Annotated in this window: 24 protein-coding genes; 11 read left to right on the top strand and 13 right to left on the bottom strand. The window is 34.7% G+C overall.

Annotated features, from left to right (window positions below; genetic code table 11):
• The first annotated feature begins 12 nt into the window (after positions 1 to 12).
• Positions 13 to 864, top strand: a complete 852-nt coding sequence (locus MKX66_RS12400; RefSeq protein ID WP_002011668.1) for a hypothetical protein — start codon at positions 13 to 15, stop codon at positions 862 to 864.
• 172 nt (positions 865 to 1,036) lie between these two features.
• Here the strand turns inward: MKX66_RS12400 and MKX66_RS12395 are convergent, their stop codons facing one another.
• Positions 1,037 to 1,234 (bottom strand): hypothetical protein, encoded by a 198-nt coding sequence (locus MKX66_RS12395; protein WP_000776287.1) that lies wholly within the window; start codon positions 1,232 to 1,234, stop codon positions 1,037 to 1,039.
• A 152-nt stretch (positions 1,235 to 1,386) separates the two neighbouring features.
• Here MKX66_RS12395 and MKX66_RS12390 point away from each other — a divergent pair, with 152 nt between their 5' ends.
• The 3 genes from MKX66_RS12390 to hmpA all read left to right on the top strand — a co-directional run bounded on the left by MKX66_RS12390 (position 1,387) and on the right by hmpA (position 4,517).
• On the top strand, positions 1,387 to 2,484 hold the full coding sequence (locus MKX66_RS12390; protein WP_341086280.1) for a site-2 protease family protein: 1,098 nt from the start codon (positions 1,387 to 1,389) through the stop codon (positions 2,482 to 2,484).
• 114 nt (positions 2,485 to 2,598) lie between these two features.
• Positions 2,599 to 3,117 (top strand): hypothetical protein, encoded by a 519-nt coding sequence (locus tag MKX66_RS12385; RefSeq protein ID WP_341086279.1) that lies wholly within the window; start codon positions 2,599 to 2,601, stop codon positions 3,115 to 3,117.
• A gap of 191 nt (positions 3,118 to 3,308) precedes the next feature.
• Positions 3,309 to 4,517: an NO-inducible flavohemoprotein gene (gene hmpA, locus MKX66_RS12380; protein ID WP_002193219.1), complete on the top strand. Its 1,209-nt coding sequence runs from the start codon at positions 3,309 to 3,311 to the stop codon at positions 4,515 to 4,517.
• A 29-nt stretch (positions 4,518 to 4,546) separates the two neighbouring features.
• On the opposite strand, the gene MKX66_RS12375 is transcribed toward hmpA, so the two are convergent.
• Positions 4,547 to 5,059 carry a Crp/Fnr family transcriptional regulator gene (locus tag MKX66_RS12375; RefSeq protein ID WP_002149445.1) on the bottom strand — a complete coding sequence of 171 codons (513 nt, stop codon included), beginning with the start codon at positions 5,057 to 5,059 and terminating at the stop codon, positions 4,547 to 4,549.
• Between the two features lie 170 nt (positions 5,060 to 5,229).
• Between MKX66_RS12375 and MKX66_RS12370 the strand changes: the two genes are divergently transcribed.
• Entirely contained in the window at positions 5,230 to 5,457 is a 228-nt protein-coding gene (locus tag MKX66_RS12370) for a hypothetical protein (protein ID WP_000883004.1), read from the top strand.
• A 293-nt stretch (positions 5,458 to 5,750) separates the two neighbouring features.
• On the opposite strand, the gene MKX66_RS12365 is transcribed toward MKX66_RS12370, so the two are convergent.
• From MKX66_RS12365 to MKX66_RS12355, 3 genes are all read right to left on the bottom strand, one after another.
• The gene (locus tag MKX66_RS12365) at positions 5,751 to 6,551 is read right to left on the bottom strand and encodes a sulfite exporter TauE/SafE family protein (protein ID WP_326997683.1); all 801 of its coding nucleotides are present in this window, start codon (positions 6,549 to 6,551) and stop codon (positions 5,751 to 5,753) included.
• Positions 6,552 to 6,668: 117 nt separating this feature from the next.
• Complete coding sequence (locus tag MKX66_RS12360; RefSeq protein ID WP_002126356.1) at positions 6,669 to 7,667, bottom strand: inorganic phosphate transporter; 999 nt, start codon at positions 7,665 to 7,667, stop codon at positions 6,669 to 6,671.
• An 11-nt stretch (positions 7,668 to 7,678) separates the two neighbouring features.
• Complete coding sequence (locus tag MKX66_RS12355) at positions 7,679 to 8,299, bottom strand: DUF47 domain-containing protein (protein ID WP_002086688.1); 621 nt, start codon at positions 8,297 to 8,299, stop codon at positions 7,679 to 7,681.
• Positions 8,300 to 8,610: 311 nt separating this feature from the next.
• On the opposite strand from MKX66_RS12355, the gene MKX66_RS12350 reads away from it, so the two are divergent.
• On the top strand, positions 8,611 to 10,650 hold the full coding sequence (locus MKX66_RS12350) for a transglycosylase domain-containing protein (RefSeq protein ID WP_002141000.1): 2,040 nt from the start codon (positions 8,611 to 8,613) through the stop codon (positions 10,648 to 10,650).
• A gap of 178 nt (positions 10,651 to 10,828) precedes the next feature.
• Here the strand turns inward: MKX66_RS12350 and MKX66_RS12345 are convergent, their stop codons facing one another.
• The 3 genes from MKX66_RS12345 to MKX66_RS12335 all read right to left on the bottom strand — a co-directional run bounded on the left by MKX66_RS12345 (position 10,829) and on the right by MKX66_RS12335 (position 14,596).
• Positions 10,829 to 11,257, bottom strand: coding sequence for a hypothetical protein (locus MKX66_RS12345; protein ID WP_341086274.1), 429 nt, complete (start codon positions 11,255 to 11,257; stop codon positions 10,829 to 10,831).
• Between the two features lie 219 nt (positions 11,258 to 11,476).
• Positions 11,477 to 13,036: a Gly-Xaa-Xaa repeat protein gene (locus MKX66_RS12340; protein WP_341087645.1), complete on the bottom strand. Its 1,560-nt coding sequence runs from the start codon at positions 13,034 to 13,036 to the stop codon at positions 11,477 to 11,479.
• A 309-nt stretch (positions 13,037 to 13,345) separates the two neighbouring features.
• Positions 13,346 to 14,596: an ATP-binding protein gene (locus MKX66_RS12335; protein ID WP_002030719.1), complete on the bottom strand. Its 1,251-nt coding sequence runs from the start codon at positions 14,594 to 14,596 to the stop codon at positions 13,346 to 13,348.
• 160 nt (positions 14,597 to 14,756) lie between these two features.
• Here MKX66_RS12335 and MKX66_RS12330 point away from each other — a divergent pair, with 160 nt between their 5' ends.
• Complete coding sequence (locus MKX66_RS12330; protein ID WP_033708932.1) at positions 14,757 to 15,602, top strand: DUF72 domain-containing protein; 846 nt, start codon at positions 14,757 to 14,759, stop codon at positions 15,600 to 15,602.
• 264 nt (positions 15,603 to 15,866) lie between these two features.
• Here the strand turns inward: MKX66_RS12330 and MKX66_RS12325 are convergent, their stop codons facing one another.
• From MKX66_RS12325 to deoD, 4 genes are all read right to left on the bottom strand, one after another.
• Complete coding sequence (locus tag MKX66_RS12325; protein WP_002011737.1) at positions 15,867 to 16,061, bottom strand: DUF3924 family protein; 195 nt, start codon at positions 16,059 to 16,061, stop codon at positions 15,867 to 15,869.
• A 125-nt stretch (positions 16,062 to 16,186) separates the two neighbouring features.
• A complete protein-coding gene (locus MKX66_RS12320; RefSeq protein WP_000806230.1) occupies positions 16,187 to 16,717 on the bottom strand; it encodes a tyrosine-type recombinase/integrase in 531 nt (176 codons plus the stop codon).
• A gap of 107 nt (positions 16,718 to 16,824) precedes the next feature.
• Complete coding sequence (locus MKX66_RS12315) at positions 16,825 to 18,636, bottom strand: sensor histidine kinase (protein ID WP_002141011.1); 1,812 nt, start codon at positions 18,634 to 18,636, stop codon at positions 16,825 to 16,827.
• A gap of 201 nt (positions 18,637 to 18,837) precedes the next feature.
• On the bottom strand, positions 18,838 to 19,545 hold the full coding sequence (gene deoD / locus MKX66_RS12310; RefSeq protein WP_000110704.1) for a purine-nucleoside phosphorylase: 708 nt from the start codon (positions 19,543 to 19,545) through the stop codon (positions 18,838 to 18,840).
• 173 nt (positions 19,546 to 19,718) lie between these two features.
• Here deoD and MKX66_RS12305 point away from each other — a divergent pair, with 173 nt between their 5' ends.
• Complete coding sequence (locus tag MKX66_RS12305; RefSeq protein ID WP_002141012.1) at positions 19,719 to 20,513, top strand: hypothetical protein; 795 nt, start codon at positions 19,719 to 19,721, stop codon at positions 20,511 to 20,513.
• Between the two features lie 4 nt (positions 20,514 to 20,517).
• Here the strand turns inward: MKX66_RS12305 and mprF are convergent, their stop codons facing one another.
• Complete coding sequence (gene mprF / locus MKX66_RS12300; protein ID WP_002030726.1) at positions 20,518 to 23,103, bottom strand: bifunctional lysylphosphatidylglycerol flippase/synthetase MprF; 2,586 nt, start codon at positions 23,101 to 23,103, stop codon at positions 20,518 to 20,520.
• A gap of 186 nt (positions 23,104 to 23,289) precedes the next feature.
• Here mprF and MKX66_RS12295 point away from each other — a divergent pair, with 186 nt between their 5' ends.
• The 3 genes from MKX66_RS12295 to MKX66_RS12285 all read left to right on the top strand — a co-directional run bounded on the left by MKX66_RS12295 (position 23,290) and on the right by MKX66_RS12285 (position 25,214).
• Positions 23,290 to 23,679, top strand: a complete 390-nt coding sequence (locus MKX66_RS12295; RefSeq protein WP_341086270.1) for a hypothetical protein — start codon at positions 23,290 to 23,292, stop codon at positions 23,677 to 23,679.
• A gap of 22 nt (positions 23,680 to 23,701) precedes the next feature.
• Positions 23,702 to 24,193 (top strand): YpuI family protein, encoded by a 492-nt coding sequence (locus MKX66_RS12290; protein WP_002086668.1) that lies wholly within the window; start codon positions 23,702 to 23,704, stop codon positions 24,191 to 24,193.
• Between the two features lie 106 nt (positions 24,194 to 24,299).
• The gene (locus MKX66_RS12285; RefSeq protein ID WP_002030730.1) at positions 24,300 to 25,214 is read left to right on the top strand and encodes a superoxide dismutase; all 915 of its coding nucleotides are present in this window, start codon (positions 24,300 to 24,302) and stop codon (positions 25,212 to 25,214) included.
• Positions 25,215 to 25,249: the final 35 nt, after the last annotated feature.

Below are 25,249 nucleotides of genomic sequence, written 5' to 3'. Positions count from 1 at the left end.
AGGAGAATCGATTTGAAAGGGAAATATTTAATGTTTTTATGTGTTATTTTACTCGCGTCGTGTGGTCAATCCGAGCAAAAGAAAGAACCGAAACAAGTAGAGGAGACAGTGAATGAAATGAGAGAACCATTACAAGTAACTGTTATGCAAAAAGGTAAAGAAGAAAAAAATTTAAAGAAAATGGATGCGGAGTTGGTGGTGGATATTATAAACAAAGCGGAAAAACAAGAAGTAACGGGTAGTTTTGGTGAACCGGAATATGAAATACAAATTAGTAGTGATGGAAAAAAAGAAACATATTATGCATGGTTAAGAGGAGAAGATCGCCGAGGATGGATTCAATATAAGAAAGATATGTATATGCTTAACGAAAAAGATACGGAAAAGCTTTTGGCTATCTTTCCAAAGATTCCAGAACAAAAAGAAGATGAGATGCAGGTAGGTACTTTAACGGAAGTAACAAAAAAAGACATGCAGATTACTGCGTTTCATATTAAAGCAGGTGATCAAAAAATGAATTATACAGTACGTTATACGATTTCACAATCACTATATAATAAGTTAGCAAAGGAACAAGAATATTATTTGCAATTAATTTTCCCAGAAAAGGTCCAAAAATTAATTGGCGCAAAAGAGAGTGAAATAATTTCAGCTGAAAAAGTAAAGGAAGGGTATAAACAGTATGAGTTGAATGTTACTGTTCCGATAAAAGATGCTTCAGAATCACAATTAAAATCACTAGAAACCTATTATGATAATCACGATTTACAAATATTAAATAGTAAGAAAGAAAAAGTAGGAGCATTTCAAAACATTATTCAAATTGTTAAAGAGTATGGTGAAAAAATGAATTTACAAAGATAAAGTGAAATTTTAATCAGTGGGGGCATCCCCCGCTGATTATTAGCACGACTCCTACCTAAATTCTTTGCTCCAGCCAAATTTTGAGGTGGGATTCTTACTGCTCGTAAATAGCGGGCAGTAAGGATCATAAAGTCTATATGGAAATGATAATAGAGGGGAAAGATCCCCTCTATTATTTTGCTTTTGCAGATGGCTCATTCATTGATTTTCGTGTGATTAGAAAGGAAATCATAAGAGCAGAAAGAATAATAAGGGCTATAAATAAGTGATTTGGCAACCAATCTAATAATAATACGTAGCTGACGGTATAAAAAATAAGAGTTGAAGCTAAAAACGATAGAGCGCCTATCATAAGAGATTGTAATTTCATTTGTATTTACCTCCTTTTATTTTTATTTTTGGCTAAAAATGGATGGAATAAACATTATTTCTAACAATAGAAAAAAATATGTCATAATGGAGAAAAAGAATAAGTTTTGATGAGTGTATATTGCTCAATAAAGCGAGATAAAGGAGAGGAATATGAAAAATAATAAAAAAGGATTATGGGGAGTTATCGTTGCAATAGGGTTATTTTTACTATCTAAGTTAAAATGGGTATTTGCAATTTTTAAGTTAGCAAAATTTTCAACAGTATTTAGTATGTTTTTATCGCTTGGTGCATACGCAGTCATATATGGTTGGAAGTTTGGGATAGCACTCGTATATTTATTGTTTGTACATGAGATGGGGCATTTATGGGCAGCGAGAAAGAAAGGGATACCAACATCGCCAGCAATCTTCATACCATTTATGGGAGCTCTTATTGGGATGAAAGAGATGCCGAAAAATGCAAAAGATGAAGCTTACATTGCATATATGGGACCTCTTTTCGGGTTGCTTTCATTTTTACCCGCGATCCCACTGTATATAATCACGAAAGAGCCGTTTTGGGCGCTTATTATTTTACTTGGAAGTATGATTAATTTCTTTAACTTAATTCCAGTTTCTCCATTAGATGGTGGACGAATAATTTCAGTTGTAAGCACGAAAATTTGGGGAGCAGGGCTAGTTTTACTACTCGGCTATTCTATTTACTTCAAAAGTATTTTAGGAGGATTTATTTTTATTATCGGCTGTATGGAACTATATAGAGTAATAAAGAGAGATGAGCCGATTAAGGAATTAGGATATAAAATCGATGGAATGAAAGAATATGCTGCTAGGCTTGAAGAGGAATTAAAAGAAACTGGTGCGGTGCATCGAACGATTTATATGATTCACCATGAAATGAATGTATTAAGACAAAGAGAACGTGAAAAAGAATTAAAAACAGGAGAACTTCAAAAGATTGAAGTGCTAGAGTACCTTTTACCAAAATTTGAGCCACTTGATTATATCCCATATGAAGATGAAAAAGAAATGCATACAATTCATATAAGAGAAGCATTTGAAATGTCAGAAAGAAAATTAAATGAATGGGAAACAGAAAAGGAACAACAAGAAAATTATTATAAAGTCGATACGAAAACGAAATGGACAGTATTTGCTTGTTATATCGGATTAATGGCTATACTCGGTTATACAGCTTATGAAGGTTATGTTGTTTTACAAGAGCATTTACCAAGGAGAAGTTTGTAGAAAAATAGTGTCGAAATGAAAAGGAGGATTTAAACAGGAATTACATTTCTACGAGAGAATGTTACAAGTGTAACAGTACATTGTAATATTCATAGTAGAAAAGGGGTTCTGTATATGAAGAAATTGTTAAGTGTATTGGTAACTATTACTGTGATGGCAATAGCGAGCTATAGTCTTATGAAAGTACTATTATATTATGCGAATCACTCTGCTGGAGTAAATACAGTAGCACAAATAGAAGAGGTGCAAGAGAAGAAGAAGACACTCGATTTTGTTCGTACGACACATGAAAGTTATAATAATTTCTTGAATTATGGCAAGGCAGAGAAATATACAGATGGGGATTGGAAACATTTTAAACAATGGTTTCAAGAGCAAGAAGCCTCTTTAAAAAATATACATAAAGAAATAAAAAATGAAAAAATAAAACGCGATGTGAATAGAAGTTATGAAATTGTAAAAAAAGGTGTGGAGCTTCAGAATATGGAGTATGTAATCTATGCTCATCGCGTATATCATGACTTGGATATACTTGTAAATAAATATAAAGGTGAGACGAATGTATGGGGGTATACCGAGTTTGGAGATGGGCAGAATATAAGAGTAATTGAACAAGCAATACAAACGAAGTAGTAGGCTAGCTAGAATTCTAGTTAGCTTTTTTTTGAGCACTATTAATGATGGCTAATTAAAATTCACTTAATATGTGCATTGTTCATATATTTTTCACAAAAACACCATGTTAATAGTGATTAAAATCACAATATGTATTATACAATTCAGTTAAACTAAAAACAGTTAAGGAAATAGAGGAGTGGGATACAATGTTAAGTGCAAAAACAATTGAAATCGTAAAGTCAACAGTACCGTTATTACAAGAAAAAGGCGTTGAGATTACAACGAGATTTTATCAAATTTTATTTTCGGAGCATCCGGAGTTATTGAATATTTTCAACCATACGAACCAGAAAAAAGGAAGACAACAACAAGCATTAGCAAATGCTGTTTATGCAGCTGCAATGTACATTGATAATTTAGAAGCTATTATTCCAGTTGTAAAACAAATCGGTCATAAGCATAGAAGTTTAGGTATTAAAGCAGAGCATTACCCAATAGTAGGTACATGCTTACTACGAGCGATTAAAGAGGTCGCAGGCGCACCTGATGAAGTTTTAAATGCATGGGGAGAAGCGTATGGCGTCATTGCTGATGCATTCATTAGCATTGAAGCGGGTATGTATGAAGAAGCTGCACATAAAGAAGGTGGATGGAAAGATTTCCGCAACTTTGTGATTGTTAAAAAAGTGAAGGAAAGCGACGTTGTTACATCATTTTATTTAAAGCCTGAAGATGGCGGGAAAGTTTCTTCATTCATCCCAGGACAATATGTAACGATTCAAATAAATATTAAAGGTGAGACATATACACATAATCGTCAATATAGCTTGTCTGATGCTCCAGGAAAAGAATATTATCGTATTAGTGTAAAGAAAGAAAAAGGTGTAGATACACCAGATGGTAAAGTATCTAATTACTTACATGATCATGTAGGGGAAGGGGATGTCTTACCAGTAAGTGCACCAGCGGGAGATTTCGTATTAAATATGGAGTCAACATTACCTGTTGTACTAATTAGTGGTGGAGTAGGTATTACACCGATGATGAGTATGTTAAATACGTTAATTGAACAAGAATCAAAGCGTAATGTATGCTTTGTTCATGCGGCGATAAATAGTAATACACATGCGATGAAAGAGCATGTTGAGACAGTAGAAAAAGAGTATGAACAAGTTAAAGCATATACTTGCTATTCTTCACCGACAGAGCAAGATGTGGAAATGAAGAATTTTGATCAAGAAGGATTCATTGAACGTGAATGGTTACAAACTATTATTCCAACAACTGAAGCAGAATTTTATTTTTGCGGTCCAGTACCATTTATGAAACATATAAATGCTGCATTAATTGATTTGGGTGTTAAACAAGAGAACATTCATTATGAATTTTTCGGTCCCGCAGCAAGCTTACAATAGATTAATGTTGCCAAGCAAAAAACGAGGTATTATTTTACCTCGTTTTTTGCTTGTTCTCTTAATAAGCGATTAACTGTTTCGCGGCGTACACCTATGAGCTGACCAATTTCAGTTTGTGTTAATATTTCATAAATAGGGATGTCACCTAAATATAAGGTGAACCACTCTTGTAAACGATGAAGGCGCTCTTTAGGAGAGACAGTTGTCAATTGATCGATACGCTGTTGCATCATTCTTAACTTCGATTGTAATTGTATAGCGATATTTTCATATGATGCAGGATTTGCCTGAAGTTTGTCGTACCATTCATTGCTAATTATAGGCTCGACTTCTGTTTTCATTAAAGCGATAGCTGTACCGTGATATTCCTTCGGTGAAATTAAAGAATGGTGAGGTATCGTTTCACCAGGAACGATAATATTAAATAAAAATGGTGTTCCGTCTTCTTCTAACCGAATCACTTTTAATAAACCTGTTTTTATAAAATATAATGGACCGTCCTCACCTTGACGGAATAATACATCTCCCTTATGTAGAATCAATGTTAGCCCCCCATTAAAACATTTCTATTTCTTATATTTTAGCGTATATGTATAAAGACAATATGCTTTTTAAACAGCAATTTCATTGACGAAATGTATGCTATTACAGTAGTATACTATTTAGTGTGTAATAGTACTAGCAATGAATACGCTGTAGGGGGTTTAGTATATTGTTAGATGCGATGAAGATGACGGATATGAGAATTCCGGCGAATGCTATCATTCATGTGGAAGAGATGAAAGGTGGAGTCGTTTTATCCGTTGAAATAGACGGCCAAATTATTTATACGATGGCTTATGATGAAGAAACAGATAGTTATGCTGAATTATATGATCGAAACGATAAGAGGGCGTGCCAAGTACATGAAGACTTTATGGGATGGTCACTTCTTCACTAAAAAGATGTCAATATGACATCTTTTTTTATTGAATCGATAGATTGTACAAAGAAATGAAATATAAGGATAAAATTTGTAATAAATGATTTTGCATTGTTAGCGCTTTGTAACTGTAAGATAACTGTTTTTTCGCTATCATAAAGATAACAGTCATAGCTATAGGAGTGATCAACTTGAAGAAATTACATATTTCAAATTTTATGCTATTAAGTGTTTGTTTAGTTTTATTTGTTCTCCTAGGAGCCTTTTTATATTCATGTGTATAAGAAAAAACGCATTCTAGAAAGAACGCGTTATAAAAATGAAGTAATGATTAATCTAGTTCCAAGAATAATTAATGTGATACGTAATAAATTAATTACTGCATTACCGCTTAATTTTGTGTTAATATAAGCCCCGATTTTTCCGCCAATCCATGCACCAGGAATAAGAATTAATGCATAAGCCCAGCTGACATTTCCTAGAGAGATGTGAGTTAAAGAGCTTACAATTGCTGAGAGAAATACGATAAACATTGAAGTTGCTACAGCAATGTGTGCTGGGAACGCAAAAAGGAGCATCATCGCTGGCACAAGTAAGGCACCACCACCGATTCCAAATAATCCGGATATAAATCCAACTATAAAGGCAATAAAGATAGCGTGAAATGGTGGAAATTGATAGTCTACAGTATTTCCTTTGTTATCTGTAAAAGATCGCTTAATTACAGTCATATTTGATAGGGAAAGAGGTTTCAATTTGTCTCGTAGTATAAGAAGAATGGAGACGAATATAAGAAAAATCCCAAAGTATAAAGAAAATGTATCTTGGTTTAAAAATTTGTTTGCCCATGATCCGATAATACCACCAGGGCCACTCCCGATAAATAAAATAAGTCCACTTTTATAATCTACCCGTTTATGTTTCATATAAGTAAGGGTAGAAGCCAGCCCTGTAAAAACGACTGTTACCATAGAAGTTCCTACTGCGAGTTGTGGTGATAAACTGTGTAAACCAATTAATAACGGAACGATAATAATTCCGCCTCCAAGTCCGACTAGGCTCCCGACTGTCCCGGCGATTAATCCGATGAAAAGTAACATGATGTATTCCAAAATTGCCAACTCCTCTATATAACTTATCCATCAATCATTATACACGCTTTTTAATAAGAAATAGGCTTGTTCACAAAAAAGTCGTCTTCCTAGAAAAATAAGGAAGACGACTTTTGATTAAAAGATTAAGTGTAATAAGTAGTAAAATAATGCAGCTAAAGAAGCTGAAATAGGAAGTGTAATAACCCATGTAATTAACATGCGTTTTGCAGTTCCCCATTTTACACCTTTCACGCGATGTGAAGCACCAACCCCTAAAATAGAAGAAGAGATAACGTGCGTCGTACTAACCGGTAAGTGAATAAATGTTGCGCCGAAAATAACAAGTGATGATGATAAATCGGCAGCTACACCATTTACAGGACGAATTTTCATAATTTGTCCACCGACAGTTTTAATAATTTTCCAACCACCGACAGAAGTACCAAGACCCATTGCGATTGCACAAGATAATTGTACCCAGAAAGGGATATCGCCAGAAGTATGATAGTTATTGGCCATAAGAGCCATCGTAATGATTCCCATTGCTTTTTGTGCATCATTCGTACCGTGCGTATAAGCTTGTAATGCAGCGGTGAAAATCTGGAATATACGGAAGTTCTTGTTCGTTTTCGTTAAGTTAAAGTTTTTAAATACCACTTTAAAAATACTATATACGATGTAACCAATAACAAAAGCGATGATCGGTGAAATGATTAAAGCTTCAAGAATTTTTATAAACCCTTTATAGTTTAATGAGCTAATACCAGCAGCAGCAATTGCTGCACCAGCGATTGCGCCAATGATTGCATGCGAAGAACTACTTGGAATGCCATAGTACCAAGTGATCAAATTCCAGACTATTGCCGCAAGCAAAGCAGCTAAAATTACAAGAGAACCATTTTGCAAAGCAAACGGGTCAACAATATCTTTTGTAATCGTTTTTGCTACACCTGTAAATGTCATCGCACCTAAAAAGTTCATAATAGCTGCCATAACAATTGCATGTCTAGGCTTTAGAGCTTTCGTTGAAACAGCCGTTGCAATAGCGTTTGCTGTATCGTGAAATCCATTGATAAAGTCAAAAGCTAAAGCGCAAATGACTACTAAAACGGTCAGTATCAAGAGTGTATCCATGATCAAACTCCTTACGCGTTCTTCATAATGATTGTTTCTAATACGTTTGCAACGCTTTGACAGCTATCAGCTACTTCTTCAAGCTCTTCGTAAATCTCTTTAAATTGAATAATCTTAATCGGATCTTTCTCACGAGAGAATAAGTGCTTAATCGCATGACGGCGAATATCATCACATTGTGACTCGTAATCCTTAATCTTGATCGCATTTGTACGAATATCGACTAATTTCTTTTTAGAAAGTAGTTCAACAGAATTTGCAATCTCAATCGCACATTGATTAATTGCTTCAACGAATTTAATCATGTATTCATCAGCTTCTGTAATAGAATACATTTCGAATAGACTAGCACTGTGATCTAATCCGTCTAATACATCATCCATACTCATTGCAAGTTGTAGGATGTCTTCACGTTCAATAGGAGTAATAAACGCTTTGTTTAGCTCCATAATGATTTCGTGAATGAATGAGTCACCTTTTGACTCATACTCTTTCATGCGCATAGAAAATTCTTTTAAATCGCTAGCATTTTTAATTTTATACTCCACGAAAAACTGCGCGCCTTCTTTTAAATTTTCGGAAACGTTCATAAGCATTTCAGAAAATTTATCTTTTTTTGATTTAAAGACCATTATTGTTACCCCCACAAAAGTAATATATGTAAAATATATTGGCTAATCAATTCTAACAAAAAACTGTCGTTTTTTAAAACATTTTATCGAAAAGTTTACAAAAACTTAACATAACTCTCATTGTTGTATTAATAATATTAATACTCAACAATGAATATCTTACTTGTAGAATGTCCTTTTCTTGCAAAAAGTATGAATGTGAAAGAAAAGCTTTACACTATAGGAACGACTACGTTATTATAATAAATTTAAAAGGAGGTATATTCTTCCTTTTAAAAAGAAGAGTGTAAACAAATGAAGGAAGTGAACCAATGAAATTGAAGAACACTCACTTAAAAAAAACGCTTGAGTGGTTCAATAAGAGGAAGAAACTACGCAATTCATTAATTGTATTGGGAAGTTTACTTGCTACTCTATTTATTGTTGTAAATATAATAATTTCCATTCAAGATATATCTGAATTAAAACAAGCTGTTCCACAACCGACTTTAATTTATGATGCAAATAATGAAGTTGCGACTAAATTAGCTTCTTCTAAAACAGAAGGGGTCAAAAGGAAAGATATTCCTGATATTATGGTTCAAGCAATTGTTGCAGTAGAAGATAAGGAATTTTTTAGTCATCATGGTATTTACTATAGTGGAATTATAAGTGCTGTATTTAAGAACATTACAGCTGGAGAAGTTGTGGCAGGTGGTAGTACAATTACACAACAACTTGCGAAAAATGTATTTTTAACGCAAGACCGTACATTCTCTCGTAAAATAAAGGAATACTTTCTAACGAAAAAAATAGAACGTACTTATACGAAAGATGAAATTGTTGAAATGTATATGAATCAAATTTATTTTGGTGAAGGTGCTTGGGGGATAAAAAGAGCAGCTAAATCTTATTTTGATAAAGAAGTAAAAGACTTAACGATTTCAGAAGCTGCAACGATTGCAGGATTAATTAAAGCGCCATCTGCGTATTCGCCGTATAAAAACTTTAATAAATCAATTGAAAGACGTAATGTCGTATTAGGTTTAATGAAGGAGCAAGGATATATTTCTGAAGAACAATTTAACCAGGAGAAAGAATCAGGTCTTGTATTACGACGTGGTGTTGACGATAAATATAAGGGAAAATATTCTCAATACGTAGATTATATTGTTAGAGAAGCGATGGACAAGTATGAATTAACACAAAATGAAATTTTAGCAGGTGGCTATCGTATTTATACGGAACTTGACTCGAAAAAACAACAAGCGGTTGAAGATGTTGTGAATAATGATAGTTATTTTAAAGATAGTGGCTCAGATCAGCTTATGCAAACTGGAGTGGTCCTTATGAATCCAAAAACTGGCGGTGTTCCGGCTTTAGTTGGAGGCAGAGGTCCTTATCAATTTTTACAGTTTAATCATGCAACACAATTAAAAAGACAGCCAGGTTCAACGTTAAAGCCTCTTGCAGTGTATGTACCAGCGTTAGAACAAGGATATGAAGTATACGATGTCTTAAAAGATGAACCGTTTAATATTAAAGAATATGCACCACAAAATAGTGATCATACGTTCCATGGTAATGTGACGATGTATGAAGCGGTGGCAAAGTCATATAATGTTTCAGCAGTTTGGCTATTAGAGAAAATTGGATTAGATAAAGGATTGAAATCTTTAGAGCGGTTTGGTATTCCATTAGAGCCTGAAGACCATACGTATCCGATTGCTTTAGGAGGTATGCATGTAGGGACTTCACCATTTGTAATGGCTCAAGCGTATAGCGCACTTGCAAATGATGGTGTCCAAGTAGAAGCTCATGCCATTAGAGAAATCCAAAATGCTGAAGGGGAAACAATTGGAAAATGGTATAAGAAAGAAACTCGTGTGACGAACGAGAAAGTTGCCCAAAAGATGACATACTTATTAAAAGGTGTTATTGAAAGGGGAACAGGTGAAAAAGCGAAAGTTAATAATATCGATACCGCAGGCAAGACAGGGACTACCCAGCTTGTAAATGGACCAAGCACTGGTGCGAAGGATTCGTGGTTTGTTGGATACACACCGGATTTAGTAGGTGCGATTTGGGTAGGGTATGATAAAACGGATAGTGAGCATTATGTGCCAGGAGGCAGCCAAATTACAACGACAATGTTCCGGGATATTATGAAGAAAGCGAATGGAAATCCAACTCAAAAGGCATTTCAGTTATCACTAATACCTGAGGCGGATTATACAAAACAATTAAAAACGATTGAGGAAGAAAAACGAAGGAAAGAAGAAGAGAAAAAACGAAAAGAAGAGGAACAACAAAGAAAAGAACAGCAAAATGAATGGATAGATAAAGTGAAAGAGTGGATTCCATTTTGGTAAAAAAAGAGGCGAATAACGAGTTCGCCTCTTTTTTATGAGAAATGAGCGGTTTTATCTCGGTTCAAAATGTGGCAACAGAAAAGAAGTTAGGTGAGAATCGAGCTGCCTATAAAAATTTGATGGGTTTAACTTAATAATCCGTGGGGATGGGAAAAGCGCCACGGATTAAAGCTTCAGTTTATTTATTTAGCGTAACATTGGTCCTACCGAAGGATTGAGAATCATACGTGACGGTTATTATTCCTTTACTAATAGGTTCATATGGCAATTCCTCTTCGAAATTTCCAGTATTTTCATTATGGATAGAGAGTGTCATTTCATCAACGTCTTTATTTTTATATTGATCTTTAATCGTTTCAGCGATTTGAAGTAGGTTTTCATAACTAGAAGCTTCTGTAATAAGCATTCCTTTTATAACTTTTTTTTCATTTTGTGTGGAAGAGGAATACGGGATGTTGTTTTGTTTTGTATACAGAAGTTCGTATGGAATTGTTTTTCTTTCTGCTTTTGAAACATTTGAATAGTTTAGAGTTAAAAGAAACCCTATACATAAAATTATGCATACCATAAGAACAAACCAAAAACGTGTCAGTGATATAATTCGCATTGTCATCCCTCTTTCATGTCTTTGTCTTCACTATTCATCATACAAAAAGAGGATTAAGCTAGAGTAAATTTGAAGTAAAGAAACGTAAAGAAGGAGCACTTATCCTCCAAAATAAGTGCTCCTTTTTATTAAAAGAAAGATTTAACATGCAATCAAAATAATACAAATTACTATAAATCAAACATTCTTGGTCGTTCAAAAATAAAATGAAAACTAAAATTAGTAAATTCGGAAGACTGATAGTGTAGCTGTTGTGTCACCAGTGTTAGGGATGGAAATAGTATTTACTGTAGGTTGTACAGAGATTGTTGTACCAGCTGTTAAAGTAACAATTGTGGAGAAAGAAACCGCACTACCGATAACGTTAGTTGAAAAATTACGAGTAGGTGGTTGACCGTTGAATGAAATACCGAATCCAAATGGTGAAGAACCCGGGAAGGTTGTAGATGCTGAGAAACTAATATCGTATACTCCTGTTTCTAAAATAGTTAAAGTATCTGAAGTGTCATTAAAAATGAGATTATTTAGTTCGAAAACTTGATTAAATTGGATATTCGTTCCAGGTGATATAGTTTGTGGATTAGAATTTCCTATTGCTGCTATAGTTACAGGGAGTGGTTTGCCCGATGGTCCAGTAGCCCCACGAAGTCCTTGAGGTCCAGTAGCGCCGGTAGCGCCAGTAACGCCACGAAGTCCTTGAGGTCCAGTAGCGCCGGTAGCGCCAGTAACGCCACGAAGTCCTTGAGGTCCAGTAGCGCCGGTAGCACCAGTAGCCCCACGAAGTCCTTGAGGTCCAGTAGCGCCGGTAGCACCAGTAGCCCCACGAAGTCCTTGAGGTCCAGTAGCGCCGGTAGCGCCAGTAACGCCACGAAGTCCTTGAGGTCCAGTAGCGCCGGTAGCACCAGTAACGCCACGAAGTCCTTGAGGTCCAGTAGCGCCGGTAGCGCCAGTAGCCCCACGAAGTCCTTGAGGTCCAGTAGCGCCGGTAGCACCAGTAGCCCCACGAAGTCCTTGAGGTCCAGTAGCGCCGGTAGCACCAGTAGCCCCACGAAGTCCTTGAGGTCCAGTAGCGCCGGTAGCGCCAGTAACGCCACGAAGTCCTTGAGGTCCAGTAGCGCCGGTAGCACCAGTAACGCCACGAAGTCCTTGAGGTCCAGTAGCGCCGGTAGCGCCAGTAGCCCCACGAAGTCCTTGAGGTCCAGTAGCGCCGGTAGCACCAGTAACGCCACGAAGTCCTTGAGGTCCAGTAGCGCCGGTAGCGCCAGTAACGCCACGAAGTCCTTGAGGTCCAGTAGCGCCGGTAGCACCAGTAGCACCTCCACCAAGGCAACCAGAGCCATATTTAACTAAAATGGTTTGGATTTCTATAATCAGCTTAATAAGTTTGTCTATAGTACAGCAATTAACTTTAAATAACTTAGCGATATACAGTAAAAAATTAAGCAGGCTTTGCAGTTCAACGTATAATGCTCCGCACGAGAAAGGTTTTGTTTTTAGAATAGTTAATAGGTGAGTAATAATAGAAGTTCCGATTTTTTCTTGTGCAGGTGATAAGTCTAAACATTTGAGGGATTTTTGTAGATTATCTAGGGTAGCTATAAGTTTATCAATATTACTTTGAGAAGGATTTTGGAATATATCTTTAATATTTTGTCCAAGAGCTTGAAGGATTTTAATAAATTCTTTAAGTTCAGATTTAGAGATGTTAATAAAACTACAAGCCCGGACTTCGCAACAATCGTTACCGAAGAATACTTTCCCTCTATTTTTATTGTTCATCTTTTCATTCCTTTCTTTTATAGAATAAATAGTCTCAATATAATAAAATGAAAATAAAACTAAATTCGTGATGGACAAACTACTATTTCAAAAAAAATAAGGGTTTTACCTACTTAGTAAGGGGAATTAAAGAGATTGAAAGATTTCTATCTAGCAAAAGGCTGATTAGTTAGGGTTAATAAGCAGTAGGAGATGCAAAAAACGCTGATTAAAGTTTCATTTTGTATAGTTTTTTAGGAAAATGATGAGATAAACAAAAACAGTGGGGGCAGTTAAAAACTGCCCCCACTGTTTTTGTTTATCGACACTTTAACTATCTCTTTTGGGCAACGATGGGATAGATATTGTAAAAGTTGTCCCACTGTGATTACTAGTAACTTTTAATGTACCGTTATGATTTTGAATAATTTTCTTCGTTACTGACAAGCCCAGTCCTGTTCCTGAATCTTTTGTTGAGAAGAATGGATCAAAGATATATTCTTGAATAGCTGGAGGAACCCCAGTTCCGTTATCTGTGAAAGTAATCCGAACAAAGTTATCTAGGCGATAACTAGAGATTTGAATGGAAAGAGGTCTTTCGCCTCGAGCATCGATAGCATTTTGAAATAAATTTAAAAAAACTTGCACAAGTTCATGACGATCGATATTGACAAGTACACCATCTAATTCCGTAGAAAATTCATAGTCAATAGAAATATTGTGTAAAAAAACTTCACTAGCAAGTAGTTGTTGAATATATTCGCGTAAAAACGTATTGATGGGAAAAGGTTCTCTAGTAAATTCACGTGTTTTTGAAATGGCTAAAAATTTTGTGATAATACTATTTGCACGATCTAGTTCAGGAATGAGTAGACTTTTAAACAATTCTTTATTGGATGGAGAAACGTTATCTTGTAGAAATTGCAAGTATCCACGTACCGTTGTAAGGGGATTTCGTACTTCATGAGCAATCCCAGCTGCGATTCGTCCTGCTAATGAAAATTTTTCTGCATCACGTTCTGTGTTTAAATAATGGAAGACACTAATAACTCTAAAAATCTCTCCGTTATAATCCCGAATAATTCGATTGTTTAAAATACCATAGTTTTTGTCTAACACTTCTTCATTATATATTTCTGTTCCTGTTCTTAATGTTTCAATCGCTTTAATTTGTTCTTCTGGCAAGTTTAGTAATTGTTGAATTGGCTTTCCAATTATATCATTTCGTACTACACCAAAATCATCTGCTGCAGCTTGATTACATAAAGTTATATTTCCTTTACTATCAACAAAGGTGACATGATGTGAAAAAGCATCAAAAATATGAACAAAGTATGTTTCAAGTTGTTCAAATAAAAATAATGAATCGCAAGTAAGTTGAAAATCAGCCTTTTTATTCTCTTTTTGTATGTTTTGAATGGAGTGAGTCGTTCTCGTTTTCTTTATTTGTAAACCAATATGTGGATTTTTGTATGTGAAATGATGTGGTAATTGATTCACAAGCTCTTCATATAACCGCACTTTATTTTCTAGTTCTTCTATTCGTTTTTCATGAGATACAATATCATCGTTTGGAAGCATAAATAAATAACCCCTCAATTTAAAAATTCTTCCATTTAGTATATCATATTTTTATACGGATACTCTTAAAGAAGGGGCTACTTAATGAAATTGATTAGCTGAAATGTCCGGGAAGTGAGTAGAATGGATAGAAGGTGAAGTTAAAAAGGGAGGGATATATTTGCTTTTCATTGGAGTGACAGGGTGGGGAGATCATGATTCTTTATATATAAATCCCTATGAAAATAGAAATAAATTGCGAACTTATAGTGAACATTTTCCCATTGTGGAAGTAGATAGTTCATTTTATGCGATACAACCTGCGCGGAATTATACAAAATGGGCGATGGAAACGCCGAAAGATTTTTCTTTTATAGTAAAAGCCTATCAAGGAATGACAGGACATATGAAAGGGGAAATCCCTTTTTCTACGTTCGATGAGATGTTTGATGTGTATAAACAATCCATTCTTCCTTTAATAGAAACAAATAAATTAAAAATGATTTTATTTCAATATCCACCATGGTTTGATTGTAAAGTGAAAAATGTAGATTTACTTCGATACACGAAAGAAAAAATGGAAGATTTACCATGTGCAATAGAATTTCGAAATCAAACATGGTTTTATCCAGAAATGAGAGATAAGACGTTACAGTTTTTAGAAAAAGAAAACTGGATTCATACAATTTGCGATGAGCCTCAGGCTGGAATAGGATCAGTACCGCTTATATTAGATGCAACAAACTCGGACATGGCGTTAATACGTTTTCATGGCCGAAATGTTCATGGTTGGCTGGATAAAGGAGAAAATTGGAGATCGGTTCGCTGTTTATATCGTTATAATAGTAAAGAATTGGCGGAATGGGTAGAACGATTAGAGCGATTGAAAAAGAAGACGAAGGATATATTTGTATTGTTTAATAATAATTCGGGTGGAGATGCAGCGGATAATGCGAAACAGCTTATGAAAATGATGAACATTACATATGGTGAGCCGAAGCCTGAGCAATTAAATTTGTTTGAATGATGATAAACAAGAAAGGCACTGTACAAACAGGGGGAATGTACAGTGCCTTTCTATATGAAAAAGAGGGGTAACAATGTTACTGAGCGTTTGGTTGATTCATCAATTGTTGGCTTCATAATAAATGATAATGGTTATCATTATCATTGTCAATGGTTTTTCGGAAAATAAGTAAAAAAATTTTTATCCCGCTATTTGCGGCAGTAAAACCCCCACTGATTAAAGTTTCATTTTATATTTTAAATAGTAATAAAAAAAGAACAGCAATTACTGCTGTTCTTTTCCATTGATGATTTGTTGTAAATCAAAAGGAGTTATCGCTTGGATAAATTCCTTTGAGATAAGTGTTTGAACGAGAGTGCTTTCAGAAATTGTAGCACCTGTTTTCTTTTCATAAGATTTCTTTAATAAATCAAGTTTTTCAGCCGTTTCTTTCGGTAATTCAATTGTTAATGTGTTCATAATTTCTCCCCCTTACTATTAGAGTACCACTACAGTATAGGAGAGACAAGACAAGAAAAGAGAATATGAAACATAAAAAAGGTTACCAAATTTACAAATGGTAACCTTTTTATGTATAAGAGTTATTAAGCAATACCGATATACTTTAAAGTTTTGGATGGAGTACTGTGATCAAAGAAGTGTTGTAAAAATGCAATATCAACACCTGATTTGTATGCACAATAGCCCCAAGTTTTTCGAAGTGTATGTGAGCTAATCCCTTCTAATCCAACTTCTTTTGCAGCTTTGTTTAAAATGTACCATGCATGTTGTCTCGTAATAGACTTTGTTCCTTTTTGAGACTTTAATAATGGTTCATTACGTTTCCAAGTTTTACGTTCTTTCATGTAGTCTTCGATTGCGTGCTGTAAGTCTTCATTTACAGCAAACCATTTATGTTTCTTTACTTTTTCATTGTAAAATAAAATGGAATGGCGAACATTTTCGTCTTCATCGATTACATCACTAACTTTTAATTGTAAGATTTCACTTACTTTTAAGCCAGAATTTACAGCTAATACGAATAATAAGCCATCACGTTTCGAAGATTGTAAAAGTATATTTTTGATAGTTTCTAATTGTTTTTCATTTTGAATAGGTTGTCCTGCTTGTTTCATTTCACGCACTCTCCTCTTTTATATGTGTAAAGGAAAGGATTAACTTGTTTCTTACTATAAAGGGAGAGTGTGAATTTCATGTGAACTCCTAGTGAAATTAAGACAAATTATTTGACTTCTTTTACTTTTTGTAAATTAAAATAAAATACAACGCTATTAGTGGTATTATACACGCCGTATTCAGCGTGATGGAGATCTAAAATGTTTTTCACAATGGATAACCCAAGGCCAGTACCTCCAGTATGACGGCTACGAGAAGCGTCTAAACGGTAGAAGCGATCCCAAATTTTTTCAAGGCTTTCTTCTGGAATAGGATTACCTGTGTTTTCAATTTTGATTTTCACTGTATCTTCCGTTTCTATAATAGAGACGTGTATTTTTTCACCATCTGGAGTATATCGAATTGCATTGCTAAGTAAGTTTACAACGACTTGCTCAATACGGCTACGATTTGCTTTAACAAATAGAGAAGAGTCAGCATGGATGTCTACTTGTAAATGTTTTTCCTCCATGCTAAATAATAATTTTGTATAGACTTGTTGAATTAATTCACCAATCGAGAATGTCGACATTTCTAGTTTGTACGTACCTGATTCTAGTTTTGCTAATTCTAACATTTCAACAATGAGCCTGTTCATATTATCTGTCTCTTCCAAAATAACATTTGTATAATATGTCGTATCTTTACTTACGCCATCTTGAATACCTTCAGCGAAGCTACGAATAACACTAAGTGGTGTTTTTAATTCATGAGATACACCAGAAATGAATTCTTTTCTCGTTTTTTCCAATTGACGTTCGCGTTCAATATCTTGTTGTAATTTTGTATTGGCAACATTTAATCGGTCGATTCGATCTTTTAAATTTACAGAGAGTGTATTAATACCACTTGATAACCCGCCAATTTCATCGTCTGCCGTAACAGGTAACTTCTCGCTAAAATCAAAGTTTGCCATTTTTTTTGTAACACGATTTATCTTAATTAATGGTTTAACAATGATTTTTGAGTAGTAGAAGGATAACAAAATAATAACGAGAAACACGATAATTAAGGCATAGACATAATAATCTTTTAAAACGAGCATCGCTTCATTAACAGGTTGTAAAGATGCTATCACAAAAGCGTACTCCTTAGTTTTTCCGTTTTCCATAATAGGCTTTACAAAGACACTGTTTTTTATATTTTCCCCACTATCTAAAATATACGTGTTTAATTGATTTGAATTAGAAGTACCTTGTCTAATAGTGCTTGCAAAATATTCAACAGCTTGTAATGTTTCAAAATCATTTGCAAGGCGAACCTCAGATTTGGAAGGGATATGTAATTTAGATATCACACCGGTAAAACTGATCTGAGACGTAGTTTTATATCGATTTGTGAGTCTATTTTTAGAGGGGTTACCACTAATTGTTTGAAAATCCGAATTGACATTTTCATTTCGCCATCGATTATAATTAGTCGTCAGTTCTAGTGGCGTTATTATATTATCTTGTAAAAATCCCTCTACGTGAATCATGCCCTCTTTTTTTAAGCCTAAATTTTCGAATTTATTATATTCTTCGGGTGTTAAAAGATTATTAAGTGGGATGGAATAGGTTTTATTGTTATTAGGGTTAATTACCTCAATGTAGTAATTGTTTTCACTTTTAATAATGCCGTTAGAATCTAAAAATTGCATTTCAGCATTCGTTTTATCGTGAAATTCTTGTTTTAGCTTTCTGATTTCCTCAAAACTTTTGTCGCTTTTTTCATAATTATCTACGAATTTTTCAAAAGCCGTTTGAACGGTTTTTACTTTTTTATTAATATAAAACTTCTCTAAAAATAGAGATTGTCCAAGGAAAAAAAGGAGAAATATGATTGTAAATAAAGTTGATGTTAATAAAAATAGTTTAAAGACGATGCTTCTGTTCTTCACTGTTTCACCTCGTATGAAAAATACTGTAATATAAATGATTTCTTAATTATAACAAAGGTTACAAAAAAGTAGAGGGGATAAATCTGTCTCTCTCTAAAGTAGTTTTTTATAGAAAGTCACATAAAGAGAAGGTGCAGTGACTATAGAAGTATTTTAGCATAAAAAAGAACTCGCCAGACGTATGACGAGTTCTTTAGTGTACTATTGCTGAATTGCTGCATCTAAAGCGATTTCAATCATTTCGTTAAATGTAGTTTGACGCTCTTCAGATGTAGTTTCTTCACCAGTGAAGATATGGTCGCTTACTGTTAATACAGATAATGCATTTACACCATATTTAGCTGCTAATGTGTAAAGAGCAGTCGTTTCCATCTCTACTGCTAATACACCGTAATCTGCAAGTTTTTTAACCATGTCCATGCTCTCACGATAAAATACATCTGCTGTTAATACGTTACCAACACGAACGTGTAATCCTTTTTCTGTTCCAGCATCGTAGGCTTTCTTTAAAAGATCAAAGTTTGCAGCAGGAGCAAAATCAAAACCCGGGAATGTTAAGCGATTCATATTAGAATCTGTACAAGCCGTCATCGCAATAATAACGTCACGTACCTTAACATCTTTTTGAATTGCACCACATGTCCCAACACGAATTAAATTTTTCACTCCGTAGCTTTGAATTAATTCGTTTACATAAATAGAAATAGAAGGAACACCCATGCCTGTACCTTGAACAGATACACGCTTTCCTTTGTAAGTTCCAGTGAAACCTAACATGCCACGCACGTTATTATAACAAGTAACATCCTCTAAAAATGTTTCAGCAATATATTTTGCACGTAATGGATCACCAGGTAATAGAATAGATTCAGCAATTTCGCCTTGTTTTGCTTCAATATGTACACTCATGAAAAATCCTCCTTATAATGTATTGATAGAAATCAATATCATTTGCATTATACACTACGACTCCTTTCAATTAAAATCTTTTTTATTTGTAATATGTGCAAAAGAGGAGGATTTCATAAATCATAATCTAGAATATATATTTAAGAGGTTTTGCATGGATAAAGAAAATAAAAATGGTAGGTGATATTTTGAAAAATCTTGTCATTGGGCTTATTGCACTAGTACTTATTGTGGCAGGAGGATTTTACATAAAAAAATATCAAGAAACTGTAGAAACGACCGGAGATGTTCAAGAAGTGAAATGGGATGTGAAGAATAAAGAAGGAAATGAAAAAGTCGATATTTCGTTTCAATTGCTAAATAAAATGAATAATGAAGTTCGTGGTGTGAACGATCAAATTCGAGCAGTGATAGTGGATGGGAATTTGAAAAACATACAACAAACGAAGCCTATATTTGCTGGAAATGGATCGTATAAGCTATCTTCAGATGTAGCAAAAGGTGAAGAGCACACGATATTTTTGTATGAAGATGAAAACAAGTCCGTGGAATCATTTTCTAAGCAAGATTTTGGTGAAGAAAAAAAGGAGAAAAACAAGGACAAGAATAAAAAGAAGCTACCTGTCGATACTGTACTTACAAAAAATATAGGAGAGCATCAAGTGTCTCTTTTATTTGGTGCATTACATCCGAATGAGGCAACGACATTAACCTTTCAGTTTCAAGCGAAAAAGGGAGAAAAACTGAAATTAAATTCAGGGAGAGGTGAAGTTAACGCGCTGTATATCGTTGATGAAACGAGGGGACATTTTTTATATGCCATTCCTGTTGATACGGATGAGCAATTACAATATCGTATTACATTTCCAGAAGAAGGAACATATAAAATATGGGGGGATTTCTATATAAATGGTAAGAAGTATGAAAAGGAGTTTAGTATACAAGTGCAAAAACGAAAAAACAGCTAAGTACTTAGCTGTTTTTTCGTTTTCCTATTAATTTTGTTACAGAGAGCATTGTAATTGGTAAAGAATGATTCTTTCGAAATGCTAAATACTTTCCACTCCATGCAGGTTTGTATTTTTCTTTAAAATGTCGTAAACCGCTGAAGCTATATGTGTAACGAACGTTATTAAATATTGCAGCAGCAACTCGTTCAGACCAGAACGATTGCGTTGATAAACCGACATTTGAGAGTGGTGCCATACCAATATTAAAGGAATGGTATTCATTTTCTTTTGCCCAGTGGAATAAGTGGATAAAAATTGCATCCATAATTCCGCTAGGGGCATCTGGATAATAACGCATTAAATCAACAGATAATATGCCACTTTGATATACTGGCATAAAGGTTGTGAATGCAATGATTTTTCCTTCTGCATCAGATAATGTAGCGATAGGGGCACGACTAATATACTCACGATCGAAGTACCCAAGTGAAAATCCTTTCTCTTTTTTTCCGCCGAGCCAAGCATCAGAAACTTTCTTTAATTCCTCGTATAATTCGTCTGAGAATGGTGGCTGATGAATAGAGAATGTATAACCTTCTCGTTCAAAACGGTTGAAAGTGGCTCGCATACCAGCACGTTTCTTTCCTGTTATTGTAAACGTATTTAAATCAACGACAGCCTCTTCACCAAGTTTAAAGAAGTTGTAGCCAAAATCGTGGTATAAGCTCATCCATTTGCTTTCAATTTGATAGAATACGCAAATATACCCAAATCGATCAGCTTCAGTTAAAAATTCTTGCAACACAGTGCGGTAGGAGGATGGATCACCAATTGGATCACCTAGTACAACAAGACGTTTTCCAGTAATTGAAAAGAGAAGAAGTGCTTTTCCGTCACTACTGAAGAAGAACTGTTTATCTCCTAAAAAACCTAAATGACTAAGTACATTCCCGCCATGTTCATCTAAGAAGTTTTCTAACCTTTTATCATTAGCTGGTTGCCCGGGAAATTGACTACGGTAACGATTGGCAATTAGTGAGCCGATAAGTAAAAAAGTAGGAACGAAAAAGGCTGCTGCTAATGCACTTCGTTTAACTTGTGTAATATTTCGAACGACAAAATCAGGTTGGAACGCTTCTTTTGCACCCGCAAATAAAATACCTAAGTTTTTATATAAATATAGCGTAAGTAATAAGAAGATAAATACTTTTACGATATCAGAAAGTGAGACTTCCATTTTCTCGCGTATAAATCTTTTACGAAGCATATACAACACAGCAAGTACGATTAATAAAATAAAGGTTTCTTCAATGTCAATTCCTTTTAGGGTATTAAAGATTGCTGCTCCAATTAAAGAAACAATGGTCATATAGTAAGAACGCTTTGTTCCATAATATATGCCTCGCGAAAGAATCAGGAGGAGAATACCGAATGTTAATGATAAGCTAAAAGAAAATTGAATAAGGTGCTTTGGAGCTAAAATATGTAAGGCGTGAGCTCGATTTATACTAGTCGGTAAAATTGTTGATAGAATAACCATTAAGCCAGCGAATACTGTTAAAGCGGCGGATGCCCATGAACCTAATTTCCCTAAAAAATCACGTTGTAAAGTCCAAATTACACCAGTTGTTTCTAACGCAGGTGCAATAAATGGTTTATCTTCAATTTTTTTTATGGCAGCTCCTGTCATTTCAAAGGCTGCAAAAATGAGACCTAGGCAGAATGGTAAGATGTAATAGACAAGTCGGTATAATAACATAGCAGGTAGTAATACGCCTGTATCAACGCCGTATTGTCCTAGTCCAGTTAAGAAAACAAGGTCAAATGAACCAAGGCCACCAGGAACAAGACTTACGACACCAGCTAAAGCAGCAATTACGTAAACACCTAAAAACTTTTGAAATTCGATATCAATTCCAAACAATATTAAAATGACGTACATAACGATACCGGCAGATACCCACTCGACTAATGAAACTAATGAATATAAAACAGTTGGATTTTTCTCTTCTTCTTCTTCCTCTTGTCCGTCTAGCTGTTTTGTTTTTCTATTTTTAATTTTAGAAAACCCAATATATATAGGAACGAAAAGGGCAAAGAAGATAAGAACAGGCCATAACCACGGTTTTTCGTGCAGAATAAAACTAGTGTCTAATATTCCAATAAGGCCGAGGAATGACAGAATGGCTAATCCATTAATAAAAGCGGTTGTCATCCAAGCAATACTTTTAATAAGTTTTCCATTATCTTTTATATGCGGACGATATAGCATTGTACGTACACCGGCACCAACAAGACCACCAAAACCGATAAATCCATTTAAAGTGTTGGCAATCCATGAGATGCGGAAGATCTTTTGTACAGGTATATCTGCTTTTAAGTAACGAAGCATAACAAAGTCATAAAAGAACATTGTTGAAACGGCAAATGCACCGAGTGTAATCGCTAAAAATACCCCACCAGTTGGAATGTTTTTAATTGTTTCAATTGCTTCTAAAAAAGAAATGCCTGCTAATTCTTTTTTAGCTTGAAAGAAAACAATTGTTAAGACAACAAATGGGAAGATTATTTTCCCGATTTGTAAGAAACGTTTCCATGAAAACGACATAAATACAACTCTCCTTGTGTAAGAAAACTGAGACAATAATATTATTATGACAAACTTCAAGAAAAATAAAAAGGTAAATTCCTGTATAGGGAAGCTATTTTTTATATAGGTTATATTTAAAAGAATATTTTGTTTATTAGAAAATTGAGTTAAGATAAGGTGAAAGAAGGAAGAGAGGGGAAGTAGATGATTATAATAGGTTATGCAGGATATGAGTTAGAAAAAGCAAAACCGAATACATCAGAAGATTTTTTTAATAGATCTGAAGTAACATATATATTAAATAATCAAGAGAAAACCTTTTCTGTCTTATATGTTCGATATTTTGAAGAAATTTTACAAGAAATTATCCCTTTTGAAGGAAATCCAGTTTATAAAGTAGAAGAACAAGACGTATATTTACGAGATATTGTAGCGATCGCTTGTTTAGTGAAAGATAAAGAGCTACGCGCGCAGAAGCGCTTGTATCTCAATGAAGTAACAGACTTTCAACGATACTTTGATGAGGGAACAGTGGTGAAAGTACAAGAAATATTAGCTGAATTACATAAAAATAAAAGAGTAGAAATATCGTAAAACGGCAAAGGAGAGAGAAGCCATGTCTAATTTGATGGTTGAAAATCAAACAGAACAAGTTTCTATATTTTTAGAAGATGTAATTTCCTTGATAACTAATTATGTGAATTATCATACGTTACCTTCTTTATTGGAGGAGACACCAACAGGAAACGAGCAATACTATAAAGGGATATTAGCATCAATAAGAAGACTTCTTGTTTTTTGTGAAGAAGGACTTGATGCATGTTTTGTTTTGTTGAATAGCCAACCATTTCGAAAGACCGCAGCTGAAACAGTTTTATATAAGATTTACCATCAAGTAATTGCAGAGTTTTTTTCGCCAAAGAATGATCATTGGTATGAAAATAGTCGTTCTGCTTATACAGGGAAAAATTCTATTGTTTTTCAGCAAATCCCCCCTGGATCTATAGAACGAATGATGAAGGATTTAGAAGGGAAATTTCAATTGATGCGTGAAGAACTAGAATATTATGAGACAGATTACCAAACAAAAATGTTGCACAAATATTAATTAAGGAAAAGAAGCTAAGGATACTTAGCTTCTTTTCCTTTTGTCCAGTTATATAAGGGATTTTAATTGAATATAGTTAAAGTGGATAGCATCAAGGAGGTGTGACATGAGTCAGCAAGGTGTATTTACAGATTACTTTCATGAAGTAGAAAGCTGGTGTGAAAGTGTTCTTCAAGTATTAGATAGCCGTGCAATGGAAGTGTATGATGTCCATATGCTTGCTTATAAAATTCAAACGTTATTAGAGCGTATGAAAGAGCATGAATACGACACAGATGCCGAGTTTATGTATGAAATAAGTGATGATGTAGAACATATTCAACACCATTTACAGGAAGTATTTATGCAAGAAGGAGAGGAATATGAACTATGTGAAAGAGGGGATAGCGAACGAGCTGTTCCGATTGGGGGGCATACCCTTCCGCCATTACCTTATCCATATAATGCGCTAGAACCGTACATTTCACGAGAAATTATGATGTTACACCATGATAAACACCATCGTAGTTACGTGGAAGGATTAAATAAAGCAGAGAAGATGATGGAAGAAGCGAGAAAAACAAATCAATTTGATTTAATTAAGCATTGGGAAAGAGAAGCGGCTTTTCATGGATCAGGTCATTACTTACACACGATATTTTGGAATAACATGAAAAAAGATGGTGGTGGAAGTCCGAGAGGGGCTTTTTCACAACAAATTGAGCAAGATTTCGGAAGTTTTTTACGTTTTCAAAAGCATTTCACGGAAGCCGCTTCTAAAGTGGAAGGTTCAGGATGGGCAATTCTTGTATGGGTACCCCGTTCAGGAAGGTTAGAAATTTTGCAAAGCACGCTTCATCAATTGTTTACACAGTGGGATACGATACCACTCCTTGTACTGGATGTATGGGAACATGCGTATTATTTACAATATCAAAATCGAAAAGATGAATATATTAAAAATTGGTGGAATGTTGTAAATTGGCCAGATGTAGAAAAGAGATTTGAAAGTGCGAAGCAAATTGAATGGACACCGTATTAGACGCATATCTCATGCGTCTTTTTTAGTGGAGGTGG

This window comes from Bacillus sp. FSL R9-9530 (assembly GCF_038008145.1).
GTDB lineage: Bacteria > Bacillota > Bacilli > Bacillales > Bacillaceae_G > Bacillus_A > Bacillus_A mycoides.
The sequence above is the reverse complement of the archived record's forward strand: the minus strand, read 5'-3'. Positions and strand labels throughout refer to the sequence as shown.

What these genes read in the sequence shown, in the direction of transcription:
- MKX66_RS12340 (WP_341087645.1), bottom strand. Translation starts at nt 13,036, where the DNA reads ATGAACAATAAAAATAGAGGGAAAGTATTCTTCGGTAACGATTGTTGC.
- MKX66_RS12345 (WP_341086274.1), bottom strand. Translation starts at nt 11,257, where the DNA reads ATGCGAATTATATCACTGACACGTTTTTGGTTTGTTCTTATGGTATGC.
- MKX66_RS12355 (WP_002086688.1), bottom strand. Translation starts at nt 8,299, where the DNA reads ATGGTCTTTAAATCAAAAAAAGATAAATTTTCTGAAATGCTTATGAAC.
- MKX66_RS12305 (WP_002141012.1), top strand. Translation starts at nt 19,719, where the DNA reads ATGGTAGGTGATATTTTGAAAAATCTTGTCATTGGGCTTATTGCACTA.
- MKX66_RS12385 (WP_341086279.1), top strand. Translation starts at nt 2,599, where the DNA reads ATGAAGAAATTGTTAAGTGTATTGGTAACTATTACTGTGATGGCAATA.
- hmpA (WP_002193219.1), top strand. Translation starts at nt 3,309, where the DNA reads ATGTTAAGTGCAAAAACAATTGAAATCGTAAAGTCAACAGTACCGTTA.
- MKX66_RS12360 (WP_002126356.1), bottom strand. Translation starts at nt 7,667, where the DNA reads ATGGATACACTCTTGATACTGACCGTTTTAGTAGTCATTTGCGCTTTA.
- MKX66_RS12320 (WP_000806230.1), bottom strand. Translation starts at nt 16,717, where the DNA reads ATGAAACAAGCAGGACAACCTATTCAAAATGAAAAACAATTAGAAACT.
- deoD (WP_000110704.1), bottom strand. Translation starts at nt 19,545, where the DNA reads ATGAGTGTACATATTGAAGCAAAACAAGGCGAAATTGCTGAATCTATT.
- MKX66_RS12335 (WP_002030719.1), bottom strand. Translation starts at nt 14,596, where the DNA reads ATGCTTCCAAACGATGATATTGTATCTCATGAAAAACGAATAGAAGAA.
- MKX66_RS12285 (WP_002030730.1), top strand. Translation starts at nt 24,300, where the DNA reads ATGAGTCAGCAAGGTGTATTTACAGATTACTTTCATGAAGTAGAAAGC.
- MKX66_RS12325 (WP_002011737.1), bottom strand. Translation starts at nt 16,061, where the DNA reads ATGAACACATTAACAATTGAATTACCGAAAGAAACGGCTGAAAAACTT.
- MKX66_RS12395 (WP_000776287.1), bottom strand. Translation starts at nt 1,234, where the DNA reads ATGAAATTACAATCTCTTATGATAGGCGCTCTATCGTTTTTAGCTTCA.
- MKX66_RS12350 (WP_002141000.1), top strand. Translation starts at nt 8,611, where the DNA reads ATGAAATTGAAGAACACTCACTTAAAAAAAACGCTTGAGTGGTTCAAT.
- MKX66_RS12295 (WP_341086270.1), top strand. Translation starts at nt 23,290, where the DNA reads ATGATTATAATAGGTTATGCAGGATATGAGTTAGAAAAAGCAAAACCG.
- MKX66_RS12390 (WP_341086280.1), top strand. Translation starts at nt 1,387, where the DNA reads ATGAAAAATAATAAAAAAGGATTATGGGGAGTTATCGTTGCAATAGGG.
- MKX66_RS12290 (WP_002086668.1), top strand. Translation starts at nt 23,702, where the DNA reads ATGTCTAATTTGATGGTTGAAAATCAAACAGAACAAGTTTCTATATTT.
- mprF (WP_002030726.1), bottom strand. Translation starts at nt 23,103, where the DNA reads ATGTCGTTTTCATGGAAACGTTTCTTACAAATCGGGAAAATAATCTTC.